The sequence below is a fragment of the Actinospica durhamensis genome (genome assembly GCF_018139695.1).
Lineage (GTDB): Bacteria > Actinomycetota > Actinomycetes > Streptomycetales > Catenulisporaceae > Actinospica > Actinospica durhamensis.
Genome location: NZ_JAGSOG010000274.1, coordinates 1 through 11,271, shown reverse-complemented (window position 1 = coordinate 11,271; position 11,271 = coordinate 1). Strand labels below are relative to the sequence as shown.

At 68.2% G+C, this 11,271-nt stretch carries 11 protein-coding genes and 3 pseudogenes; 7 read left to right on the top strand and 7 right to left on the bottom strand.

The features are described from left to right. Nucleotides 1-127: 127 nt before the first annotated feature. Nucleotides 128-382: pseudogene (locus tag KDL01_RS33745) on the bottom strand (epoxide hydrolase N-terminal domain-containing protein); the annotation flags it as partial. Nucleotides 383-523: 141 nt separating this feature from the next. On the opposite strand from KDL01_RS33745, the pseudogene KDL01_RS46180 reads away from it, so the two are divergent. After that, nucleotides 524-754 (top strand): annotated as a pseudogene (locus KDL01_RS46180) (TetR/AcrR family transcriptional regulator); the annotation flags it as partial. 135 nt (nucleotides 755-889) lie between these two features. Here KDL01_RS46180 and KDL01_RS33735 read toward each other — a convergent pair. Next, nucleotides 890-1,993, bottom strand: a complete 1,104-nt coding sequence (locus tag KDL01_RS33735) for an NADH:flavin oxidoreductase/NADH oxidase (RefSeq protein WP_212532746.1) — start codon at nucleotides 1,991-1,993, stop codon at nucleotides 890-892. A 152-nt stretch (nucleotides 1,994-2,145) separates the two neighbouring features. On the opposite strand from KDL01_RS33735, the gene KDL01_RS33730 reads away from it, so the two are divergent. The 3 genes from KDL01_RS33730 to KDL01_RS46175 all read left to right on the top strand — a co-directional run bounded on the left by KDL01_RS33730 (nucleotide 2,146) and on the right by KDL01_RS46175 (nucleotide 3,837). After that, nucleotides 2,146-2,508 (top strand): ArsR/SmtB family transcription factor, encoded by a 363-nt coding sequence (locus KDL01_RS33730; RefSeq protein ID WP_212532745.1) that lies wholly within the window; start codon nucleotides 2,146-2,148, stop codon nucleotides 2,506-2,508. 860 nt (nucleotides 2,509-3,368) lie between these two features. Then, complete coding sequence (locus tag KDL01_RS44025) at nucleotides 3,369-3,644, top strand: ISAzo13-like element transposase-related protein (RefSeq protein WP_368861704.1); 276 nt, start codon at nucleotides 3,369-3,371, stop codon at nucleotides 3,642-3,644. Then, complete coding sequence (locus tag KDL01_RS46175) at nucleotides 3,601-3,837, top strand: hypothetical protein (protein ID WP_368861703.1); 237 nt, start codon at nucleotides 3,601-3,603, stop codon at nucleotides 3,835-3,837. The genes KDL01_RS44025 and KDL01_RS46175 overlap by 44 nt, the downstream gene beginning before the upstream one ends. 60 nt (nucleotides 3,838-3,897) lie before the next feature. Here the strand turns inward: KDL01_RS46175 and KDL01_RS33715 are convergent, their stop codons facing one another. Then, complete coding sequence (locus KDL01_RS33715; RefSeq protein ID WP_212532743.1) at nucleotides 3,898-4,506, bottom strand: TetR/AcrR family transcriptional regulator; 609 nt, start codon at nucleotides 4,504-4,506, stop codon at nucleotides 3,898-3,900. A 101-nt stretch (nucleotides 4,507-4,607) separates the two neighbouring features. On the opposite strand from KDL01_RS33715, the gene KDL01_RS33710 reads away from it, so the two are divergent. Next, nucleotides 4,608-5,531, top strand: coding sequence for an alpha/beta hydrolase (locus tag KDL01_RS33710; RefSeq protein ID WP_212532742.1), 924 nt, complete (start codon nucleotides 4,608-4,610; stop codon nucleotides 5,529-5,531). 291 nt (nucleotides 5,532-5,822) lie between these two features. Next, complete coding sequence (locus KDL01_RS33705; RefSeq protein ID WP_438802006.1) at nucleotides 5,823-6,938, top strand: epoxide hydrolase family protein; 1,116 nt, start codon at nucleotides 5,823-5,825, stop codon at nucleotides 6,936-6,938. A gap of 80 nt (nucleotides 6,939-7,018) precedes the next feature. On the opposite strand, the pseudogene KDL01_RS46170 reads toward KDL01_RS33705, so the two are convergent. From KDL01_RS46170 to KDL01_RS33690, 4 genes and pseudogenes are all read right to left on the bottom strand, one after another. Continuing rightward, nucleotides 7,019-7,579 (bottom strand): annotated as a pseudogene (locus KDL01_RS46170) (EamA family transporter); the annotation flags it as partial. A gap of 117 nt (nucleotides 7,580-7,696) precedes the next feature. Further along, nucleotides 7,697-8,356, bottom strand: coding sequence for an NADPH-dependent F420 reductase (locus KDL01_RS33700; protein WP_438802005.1), 660 nt, complete (start codon nucleotides 8,354-8,356; stop codon nucleotides 7,697-7,699). Between the two features lie 22 nt (nucleotides 8,357-8,378). Further along, nucleotides 8,379-9,314 (bottom strand): SDR family oxidoreductase, encoded by a 936-nt coding sequence (locus KDL01_RS33695; protein WP_212532739.1) that lies wholly within the window; start codon nucleotides 9,312-9,314, stop codon nucleotides 8,379-8,381. 92 nt (nucleotides 9,315-9,406) lie between these two features. Next, nucleotides 9,407-10,030 (bottom strand): NADPH-dependent F420 reductase, encoded by a 624-nt coding sequence (locus KDL01_RS33690; protein WP_212532738.1) that lies wholly within the window; start codon nucleotides 10,028-10,030, stop codon nucleotides 9,407-9,409. 192 nt (nucleotides 10,031-10,222) lie between these two features. On the opposite strand from KDL01_RS33690, the gene KDL01_RS33685 reads away from it, so the two are divergent. Then, nucleotides 10,223-11,134, top strand: a complete 912-nt coding sequence (locus KDL01_RS33685; RefSeq protein WP_212532737.1) for a LysR family transcriptional regulator — start codon at nucleotides 10,223-10,225, stop codon at nucleotides 11,132-11,134. Nucleotides 11,135-11,271 lie beyond the last annotated feature (137 nt).

Below are 11,271 nucleotides of genomic sequence, written 5' to 3'. Positions count from 1 at the left end.
ACGTTCTTCTTCACGGTGGTCCCTCATCTCGGATGATTCTTGGCAGATTCACCCGATACCTACCAACTGGCAGGCTTCAGGTGGGGGACCGCCACCTGCGAAGTTCTACGAGAGTCGGGACATCCTCGTCGATCTCGGTCAGGAACTGGGGGAAGCGATTGAGCTCGGACTCGAAACGCCGCCAGTCGTAGCCACGCTCCCAGTACTCGACCAGAGACCTGGCGTTCTCCACGCGAACCCCTTGCGACCAGTCGCCCACCGTTTCCGGATCGGGCCACCGGGTCCGGGCCAGTCGCTGCTTCAGGTCGTCGATTTCCGCATCCGAGATCGAGACGGTGAACGGGCGCACGAGGGTCGGGGTCGGCGGCGTCGGTGCGGTCATTGCGTTCTCCTGCTCTCTTGAGCTTCGAAGTGCGGCGCAACTCTTCGTTGCACACTGCTGTGCAGCCTACTTCATTGCACGCCAGTGTGCAACGGTGGTGTCATGCCTACCGAGTCCTCCGAGTCCTCCCGTGCGCGCTCGATGATCGAGACATGCGATCGCATCCTCGAGGTCGCCCTCGAGGTGCTGGGCGAGAACCCCGACGCCGGGATGGGCGAGATCGCCTCCGCCGCCGGCGTCGTGCGCCGCACGGTCTACGGCCACTTCCCCGCGCGCCTCGACCTGGTCCGGACGCTCACGGACCGGGCCGTCACCGAGATGACGGCCGTGCTCACCGAAGCCGACGCCCCCGGCGCGCAGGCGGACGCGGCGGCTTCGGCGTGGTCAAAGGCACAGGCGGACAAGTATGAGCCTTCGCCCACGTCTTGCCATGCTCGGCCCACCGCACCGAAGGGGCAGGCCTTCGGCGCCGCGCCTGGCGCGGCAACTCCATTCCTCGGTCGCTCCCTAACGCGGCCAGGCGCGGTGATACTGCGGCGGGACTCGTACTTCGCCGCCCAGGGCCTTGGCGGCGTCGAGGGGCCAGGACGGGTGGCGCAGGAGTTCGCGGCCCATCAGGATCGCGTCGGCTTCACCGTTGGCGAGGATCTTTGCGGCCTGTTCGGGTTCGGTGATCATGCCGACGGCGGCGACCGCGACGCCGGCCTCGGCCCTCAGACGCGCGGCGAAGGGGACCTGGTAGCCCGGGCCGGCCGTGATCTTCGCGTCGGGGACCAGGCCGCCGCTCGAGACGTTCAGCAGGTCCACGCCGCGGTCCTTCAGCAGCCCCGCGAGACGTACGGTGTCGTCGACGGTCCAGCCCTCCCGGACGTCCTCAGGGTTCTCGGTGAGCCAGTCCGTCGCGGAGACGCGGACGAACAGGGGGAGGTCATCGGGCCAGACGGCGCGTACGGCGTCGACGACGCGCAGGGCGAACCGGGCCCGGTTCTCGAACGAGCCGCCATAGTCATCCGTGCGGTGGTTGCTGAACGGCGAGAGGAACTGGTGGATCAGGTAGCCGTGCCCGGCGAGCAGCTCGACCACCTTGTAGCCCGCGGCAGCCGCCCGGCGCGCGGCGGCGGCGAACTCGTCGACGATCCGGTCGATGTCGGCGAGGGTCAGTACGGCGGGTATCGGCTCGCCTTCGGCGGCCGCGATCGCGCTGGGGTCGGCGGGCTGCCAACCGCCCTGCTCCGGACCGAGCAGCTTGCCGCCGAGCCACTGACGGTCGGTCGATCCCTTGCGGCCCGAATGCGACAGTTGGATGCCGGGCACGGCACCGAGTGAGGTCAGCAGGCTGGTGATCCGCTGGAACCCGGGAATTTGCGCGTCACTCCATATGCCCAGGTCGAATGGGGTGGTCCGGCCGGCCGGGCTCACCCCGGTGCCCTCGGTCAGGATCAGGCCGACGCCGCCGGCGGCGCGGGCGCCCTGGTGCGCGAGGTGCCAGTCGTTGGGGAAGCCTGTGGTCGGCCCCTCCGACGCGGAGCTGTACTGGCCCATCGGCGCCATCCACACGCGATTGGGGATGGTCAACGATCGCAGCTGGTAGGGCTCGAACAGCGTGCTCACGTGGGTGTCTCCTCATGGCAACGGCCTCGGGTGCGGCGCCCCGGGCATAGATAAGTTCGATTGATCTCGTAGTACTAGATTCAGCGTACTACTAGAGTTGTCGAACGACTACCGCCATCGAAATACGAGATATGTCGTAGTACGATCAGGTCATGGCACCTGACAGCGCGGGCACGTCAACTTCGGAGCGCCAACTGGAGCATCCCGAGCCGGCCGATTTCCGGCTTGAGGCAGTGCTGCACGCATGCTCAGACCCGATGAGGCTGCTCATCATCCAGGCGCTGGCCGCCGACGCTGCGGCATCCTGCGCGCGGATCGGGCTCGCGTGCAGCAAGTCCACCGCCACCTATCACTTCCGCGTGCTGCGCGAAGCGGGTGTGATCACCCAGCACTATCAGGGCACGGCGAAGGTGAACGAGCTGCGCCGCGTCGATCTGGACGCGGTATTCCCCGGCCTGCTGGACGCGCTGCTCGCGTCGGCGGCCGCGCAGTCCGCCAGGACCACCGAAGCCTGACGGACAGAATCAGACCGCGCTCGGCGCCCGAGCCGAGACGCTCTGCCCGACGATGACCGGTTTATCCGTCCGGTCTCGGGATGAACTCGGCGCCCTCGCCTTCAGCCCCCCAGGCTTCGACTGTGATGGCATGCGCCCGCCCGATGAGCACGAACAGCAGTCGCCTGACCGTCCAAATGCTCTCGTACCGTTTGCCGACCTTGTCGGCGTATTCTCCGGAGCGGGCATCAGAGTCCACAACCCCGCGGTGTACGTCTCACGTCACTTCGCGAATAAGTTGGGAAGCCGGGTGTGTTGCGTCTGCCGGAGTTTAGCGGCGAGTGCCGACAACGACCGCCTGGATGACACCCGGCACCCCACCATTCTCAAGACTGCGGGCGAAGCTCGGCGCGGATGTGGCGGCTGGCCTCGTCGGTTTCGAGCTGCGCCACGAGGAGTGCAGGGAGGGTCAGTCCGCGGTCGTTGGCCATCGTGACGGCGATGAACCGACGCGGGGCTCCGGGTCTTCGGCGAGCACCGCGAGGGTCTCGATGTCGACGTGCCCGTTCTCGGCGATTGAGCGGCGGACGTCGACGCTGGGATGCATGGCGAGCTCGGCGAAGGTCCGCGGCTACGTCGATCCAGGTCGGCCAGATCCGAGGATAGGGGGGCGGTCATGCACGGTGATGACCCGCCGCAGGCAGCGGCGCCATCGGCCGGGCAGAACGGCAGGTGCCTTCGAGCGTGGAGATCCTGAGCGGCTACTGCGCTGATGCAACGACTCCACCCGGGATCTTGCCCGCAAGCTCCACGAGCACGGGACGAAGGTCGCCGAACTGCTGGCCGCCGAGGGCTAAAGCCTCCAGGCGAATGTCAAAACCCTGGAGGGCACTGCGCACCCGGACCGCGACGGGCAGTTCAGGCACATCGACGAGCAGGCACGATCCTTCATGGCCACCGGCGATCCGGTGATCAGTGTGGACGCCGAAGGAGCAGGAGAACTTCGGGGAGTACAAGAACGCGGGCACCGCGTGGCGGGCCAAAGGCGAGCCGACCAAGGTCAAGACCCACGACTTCCCGGACAAGAAGCTCGGCAAGGCGGTCCCTTACGGGATCTACGACCTGGCGAACAACAACGGCTGGGTGCCGTTCGGTAGCGACGCGGACACGGTTGGGTTCGCGGTCAATACCCTGCATTACACACCCAGGCCACTACTGCGTCCCGTCCCCGCCATTGCGAGCATAAAAGCCGTGAACCGGGCGTCAACCCAGCCAGCCGAAACCACAGATCAACCACTGACTACGACTGAAGGATCGAGGCTGACACGTTCTGGCAACCCGGTCTTGTAGGTCGGGTCCGGAGGAGAATCCGGGGCGGTACGGTCCGCGGCTGCGCTCGGGTGCGGCGGGTCAGGGCTGGTCGGCCGTGAGGGCGGTTGCGCGGGTCTCGGGAACTCCCAGCATCAGCAGGCTCGTGATCGTCGCTGCGCGGGCGCCGTGGGTCGCGTTCGACAGGTCGCTGTCCGCGATCGCGAACACGACTCCGTAGGCGGCCTGGCTCAGGATGTCCGGCGGCAGGTGGTGTGCGAACACGTCGCTGTCCTGGCCCCGTTTCACGAGGTCGGCGAGGAGCTCGTCGAGCGGCCCGAGCAGAGCGTGGATCGCCTCGCCGTACTCGCCGCGGCGCAGCGCCAATAGCACGCGGTAGCGGTGCGCCACCGGCCAGACGCGGGCGATGAACTCGACCCACGCCGCGTCCGCCTGCGCGCCGGGGGCGTCGGCTTCGGTGAGCACGGCCGTCATCTCGGTGACGGCCCGGTCCGTGAGCGTCCGGACCAGGTCGAGGCGCGCGGGGAAGTGGCCGTAGACCGTGCGGCGCACGACGCCGGCGGCGGAGGCGATCTCGCCCATCCCGGCGTCGGGGTTCTCGCCCAGCACCTCGAGGGCGACCTCGAGGATGCGATCGCGTGTCTCGTTCATCGAGCGCGCACGGGAGGACTCGGAGGACTCGGTAGGCATGACGCCATTGTTGCACACTGGCGTGCAATGAAGTAGGTTGCACAGCAGTGTGCAACGAAGTGTCGTACTTCGAAGCCCAGGAGAAGAGAAGGAGCAGGCACATGAACAGGGAACAGCGTGCGAAGCTCGACGCGATGTTGCGCCAGCCCCACGGCGAGAGCCCGGCCTCGGTCGAGGCGTTCCGGGCCGATTTCAAGGCGATGATGGCCCGGATGGTCGTCCCGGACGGCCTGCGCACCACGCAGACGACGCTCGGCGACCGACCCGCGCTGCGGATCGAGCCCGGCGAGGGCCGGCGCCCGGGGACGATCCTGTACTTCCACGGCGGCGTCTGGGTACTGGGCTCGCCCGAGACCGCGCTGTCGCTGACCGGGCACCTCGCGGTCAAGACCGGATTCAGCGTGCTCTCACTGGATTACCGGCTCGCCCCCGAGCACCCGTTCCCGGCCGCGATCGACGACACCCTCAGCGCCTACCGCGCCCTCCTCGAGAGCGGACAGGACCCTGCGAGCATCGTGTTCGCCGGGGACTCCGCCGGCGGCGGCCTCGCCGTCACCACCAGCCTCGCCGCCCGCGACGCCGGCCTGCCGCTGCCCGCCGCGATCCTCGGATTCTCCTCCATGTTCGACGTCACCTGGGCGGGCGAGAGCATGGACACCAAGAACGACATCGACCCGATCTTCACCCGGGAGAGCCTGGCGCAGACCACAGCCATGTACCTCGCCGGCGCCGACCCACACCAGCCCCTGCTCAGCCCGGCCCTCCACGCCGACCTGACCGGCCTGCCGCCGATGCTCCTGCAGGCCGGCACCAACGAAGTGCTCCTGGACGACTCCACCCGCATGGCCGCGCGCGCCACCGCGGCCGGAGTGGACGTGATCCTCGATGTCACCGCTGACGTGCCGCACGGCTTCCAAGTCTTCGTCGGGCTGCTCGACGAAGCCGGCGAAGCCCTCGACCGCGCAGCCCTCTTCCTCGCCCAGCACCTTCACGCCCCCGACAAGGAGAACGCGCCGGTGTCATAACGCACAACGCGTGAGGGTCGTCTTGGCGTCGGGCCCGGGCCCGACGCCGCGACGACTTTCGCCGGCACGCTCCTGTGGGGCGCAGGCGCCGCACTCGGCTTCCTACGTCGGAGACCGCGCCCCACTCGGGCACGCGCTGGTGATCGTCGCAGTGCGCTCGGCCGCGTCCGTCCCACTCGGCGGCGCGGCCCGGCGCCCCCGGATCGGCGCAGGCAGACCGACGAAAGCCGCCGGACCGAGATAGTCGACATTCGAAACTCCCCGAGGAGAGCCATGCCCAGCATCATGCAGATGATCTCGGTCGCCGACACAGAGCTCGACGAGTTGCGCGCACGGCTGCGCAACACGCGGTGGCCGACCGCCTGGCCCATGAGCGGGTGGGATGCCGGCACCGAGGCGGGCGAGCTGCGGCGCCTTGTCGAGTACTGGATGACGGACTACGACTGGCGGGTCCACGAGGCGGCGATCAACGCACTGCCATCTCGTCTCGTGGACCTCGACGGCACCGCGGTCCACTATCTTCGCTGGGAGGGCGAACGACCCGGCGCACTCCCGATCGTGCTGACCAACGGATGGCCAAGCTCGTTCCTCGAGCTGACCGGCCTCGCGGACCGGTTGGCCACACCGTCGCGCTACGGGTGCGATGCCGCCGACGCCTTCACCGTGATCGTGCCGTCGCTGCCGGGCTTCGCTTTCTCACCACAGCGTCCATCGCTCACCGACACCCCGCAAACACACGAGCTTTGGCACCGGCTGATGCACGATGAACTCGGCTTCGAGCGCTATGGTGCGCACGGAGGGGACCTGGGCGCCGGCATCGCCTCGCGCCTGGCCGAGGCCCACCCCGAGGAGGTCGTCGGCATCCACCTGATGGCGATCGCCAACCCGGTGACCTACGACGCAGCCACACTCACCCCGGAGGAGAAGGACTACGTCCATTCACTCGAGGCCTGGGCGGCTCGGGAAGGCGGATACCAGCACCAGCAAAGCACCCGCCCGCTCACCCTGAGCTATGGCCTGGCCGATTCTCCGACAGGGCTGCTGGCCTGGATCCTCGAGAAATTCCGCGCCTGGAGCGATTGCGGCGGCGACGTGTCGGCCCGGTTCAGCGACGACTTCCTGCTGACCCAGGCATCGCTGTACTGGTTCACCCGGACGATCTCGACGTCGTTCAGGCCGTACTACGAATACGGCGCGGGCATGACCAGGCGGGTGAAGCGAGTTTCGGTCCCCACCGCGCTCGCCCTGTTCCCAGCCGACCTGAACCATCCGCCCCGCAGTTGGGCCGAACGCACCTACAACATCACGAGATACACGCGCATGCCGAGCGGCGGACACTTCGCAGCCCACGAAGAACCCGAACTTCTCGCACACGACATCAGCGAGTTCTTCCAGGGATTGCGATAAGGAGCCTGCCGGCGAGTGCTCGGTATGGTCGAGATACCACAACGATGGCCTCAGCGATCTCGCGCGCCTGGATGCCTTCTTCAGCGGGGCGGCGTACGGTCACGGTCCAACCGGAGCCTTGTCCAGCGCGAGCCGGTAGAGGCTCCCGACGTCGGACGCGACAGGCCGATCAGCCCCGCGAACACCGGATTGATGCTCATAAGCAAGCAGAAGCGGTGCGCCGGCACGCGGCGCAGAGCCCACACATCAGCCGCGAACGGGACCGCGGAGGAGAGCACACTCGCGGTTGCCGCACACGCGAGCTTCGCCGGGTTCCGCACTGTGCTCTGTGAGGAGCACAGCTCCCGCAGGCGTAGAGCAGCGCCGAGACCGCCGCCGCGGCGGCAGAGCCCTGAGCGCACTGGAGCACCGCGCCCGCCGAGCAATTGAGCAGGATATGGCACGCCCGGCAAACTGCGGCGGACCAGCGCGAGGCCTATGCCGAGGTGGTCCGTGCTCAGCTGTGGGCGTGCCAGCACCCATGCCGCGCCCGCAAGCGTGCAGGCAAGGCCCCTGCGACGCCGGGTGCCCGCAAGCGCGACAGCCAGCGGCCCGAGAAATTCCAGGGTGACGGCCAAGCCGAGGCCGAGCCGTTCTATCGCCTCCCCTGGAGGGACGTCTGACCTACAGCTTCGCCTGATTGCCGGTCATGACCGGCCCCGCCCGACACCTGGGCCACAACACGGCTGCGCCGTGCCGTGGCCCGCGCCGGCTTGTGGTTACCGCACTGCGGCGGCCAGCGCCGCGCGGAGGGCGTCCTCGCCGGCCGGCTGGCCCTTCTCGTTCGAGTATGGCCCGTACGGGGTGCCCCAGACCGGCGTGCCCGTCGCCTGCCGCCAACTGTCGGTCAGCGGCCCCGCGTCCACAACGCTGTACCCGATGGAGTCGATGAACTCGGCCACCGCCGCCTTTGCCTGTGTGGAGTCGCCGGCGATTGGCAGGAACGAGCGGCCAGCCACCCCTTCTGGGCGGGCGAGTGCCAGCAGGTGCTTGTAGAAGATGTTGTTGAACGCTTTCACGACCATGGCGTCCGGGAGGTATCGCAGCAGCAGTTCGCTTGAGGTGAGCGCGTTGCCGTCGAGTTCGGGGATGTGTCCGTCACGCTCAGGGCCGTAGTTGCACGTGTCGATGACCGTTTTGCCGGCCAGTCGCGCCGCGGGCAGGTTGGGGAAGGCCTTGACCGGCACCGCGATGACGACGATGTCACCGGCTGCCGCGGCCTGTTCGCTCGTCGCCGCGGACGCACGCGGCCCCAGCTTTGCGGCCGTGTCCGCGAGCGTTTCGGGACCGCGCGAATTGCTGAGCACGATCCGGTGCCCGGCCTCGACGGCGAGCTGCGCCACGGTGATGCCGACGTTTCCGCTTCCGATGATTCCCACGGTCGTCATTGGGTTCCTGTCCTCAGCTGGCGGGGAAATAGTGGCCGTTGTCCAAACCGGCGAGCAGGCCGGGCTGGGCGGGTTCCCACCCGAGCGACTGGCGGGTGATGAGGTTCGACGCCGGATAGCTCTGCGTGACGATGTTCGCGAGGAACCCGAAATATCCGGGCACCATCAGGACGTCGGCGGGGATGCTCACGACGGGCAGGCCTAGGCGGCTGCCGATGGCCTCGGCGATGTCCCGGAGCGGGATGGCCCCGTCCGCGACCGCGTGCCAGTAGCTGCCTGCCGGGCCCTTCTCCAGTGCCAAACGAAACACGGAGGCGGCATCGCGGGCGTGCACGGCGTTCCACTGGTTGGCGCCGTCTCCGGGGTAGCCGACGACGCCTTTCTCCTTCGCGAGCGCGATCAGCTGCATGAGGAAGCCGGCTTGATCGGTCGTGCTGTGTGCGATGTTGGCGATCCGCACGATCGAGGACCGCACCCCTTGCTCGGCCAGGCCGATGACGGTGGTTTCCACGATGTTGCGAACCCGCAGAGTGCCCGTGTGCTCATCGCCGCCGGGTAGGGCCGGGTCCTCTTCGGTGGCCGGCCGGCCAAGATAGCCGGGTGAGCCTATGCTCCCGGCCGCGACCAGAGGCTTTCCGGTTCCCGCGAGCGCTTCGCCGTAGGCGAGCATGATCGGGACCTCGGCGGCGGCTACGGCGTCGATCCCGCCGGAGGCAAGCAGGTCCTGCCTGTGTGCGACGTGGATGACGCCGTCGGAATCTGCGGCGGCCTCCTTGAGCCCGTCGAGATCCTCGAGGCCGCCGCGACGCACCGTCGCGCCGAGCGCGGACAGCGCCGTCGCAGCCGTGTCCGACCGGGCCAGGCCGGTGACCTCGTGCCCGGCGGCGACAAGTTCGGGGATGATGTACGAACCGGTATGGCCGGTCCCGCCAGTAACGAGAACGCGCACGACTTTTCCTTGCGAGAGTAGGTGGAAGGTTGCTTCTCGCGTCGCAGATCGGCGGACGTGATGTGACGCGAGAAGTGGCGGTGCGGGCGTGCTCAGCCGGCGCGGTTGATGCCGAGGGAGAAGTTGAAGTTCCCCACGCCATGGCGGGCCAGGCTGATCATCACCAGGCCCGCCCCTTCCAGCCAGCGCGCCACCTCAAGACCGCCGGCATCCAGCGGGCGCAGTCCGAGGGTCTCGATCAACGACGAGACGCTCGTCTTGGCCTGCGCGTCGTCGCCGGCGAGAAGCACGTCCAGCGGGCCGCCCTGGGCCAGGATGTGGCCGAACACGGTGTTGAACGCCTTCACGACGTGCGCGCTCGCCGGGGCGGCCTTGGCGATCTCCTGTGCACCGGAGGTGTGGTCGCCGGTGGCCAGGCCGGTGGCGTCGTTATTGGCGGTGTTGCTGATGTCGATGATGACCTTGTCGGCGAGCGCGTCTCCGTACTGGGCGACGATCGGCACGGCGCTGGCGTAGGGCACGGCGAGGATGACGAGGTCGCCGGCCGGGGTGGTGCCGAATTTCCCGGCCGTGGCGCCGCCGCCGAGCGCGACAGCCAGGTCTTTCGCCTTGGCCTCGTCGCGGCCGATGACCTCGACGGTAATGCCGCCGGCGACCGCGCGGGTGGCTATGGCACGGGTCATGGTCCCCAGGCCGATGATGCTGACGCTGCTCATGGTGTGCCGCTTTCTGGAGTTGGATGCAACGCCCCTGCAGACTCCCCGGGTGAGACGGGCTGTGTCGTTGACGCCGTCGAACCAGGCGCCTGGATGACGCTCGATTCCATGACACCATCGGCCTGATCGGCTGTCCAAGACCTCTTTCAGCAGTTGCGATACCCTGGAGGCATCGCCGGACCGGGAGGCACCGTGGATCTGGACCTGCGCAAGTTGCGTTACTTCGTCACGGTCGCCGAGACTCTGCATTTCGGCCGCGCCGCCGAGCAGCTGCACATCGCGCAACCGGTACTCAGCCGGCAGATCCGCGCGCTGGAAAAGGATCTCGGGGCCCCGCTGTTGACCAGGGACAGCCATGGGGTGGTGCTGACCGACGCCGGCAGGCAGCTGCTGAGCGACGCCGGCCCGCTACTGGCCTCCGCGCACGCGGCCCGCCGCCGGGTGAGCGTGGCCGCGCGGGGCAGCCGGCGGCTCATGGTCGGCTTCCGGGCAGGCATCGCGGTCGCCCCGGCGGTACAACAGTTCGCCAATCAGCACCCGGACGTTCTGGTCAACGTGCAACGCATCGAAGCCGACGAGCAGGCCCCGATTCTGCTCGACGGCCGCATCGACATCGGCTACGTGCGACTGCCCATCGACGAGGCCGGCCTGCGCGTCGTCCCGCTCTACACCGAGCCACGGGTGGCGGTGCTGCCCGTCAGCCACCGGCTGGCTGGCAAGGCAGAAGTCACCGAGGCCGACCTGGCCGGCGAGCCGCTGGTCTGGGGTGCCGACACGAGCACGCAGCCCACCAGGCGCCCGCACCCCAACGCCGGATACCTGGTGCGCGGGGTGGACGAAATGCTCGAGCACGTCGCGGCGGGCCGGGGCATCTCGTTCCTGCCCCGTTCGGCGACCGTGTTCTACTCACGTCCGGATGTCGTTTACCTGTCCGTTCCGGATTTGGCACCCGATCAGGTGTGCCTTGCGATGGCGGCATCGCACCTCTCGCCCGTGGCCGAAGACTTCTTCGCCGCGGCTCAGGCGGCGGCCGAGATCACGGCAGAATGTGGGAACTATGAGATGTGGCAACTTGGAGGCCCTGCGGCTGCAAAGCACGGTTGAGCAGTTCACCCGGAAGTTGTCAAGTCAAGTAAGACGGCCTGTTGTTATGGATAGCGTAGGACGGGTTCTGTCTCTGGTTTCGGTTCGTTGATCCAGGCGTGCTCGGGTATCGCCGGCGGATTGGGGCGCCGGGCGAA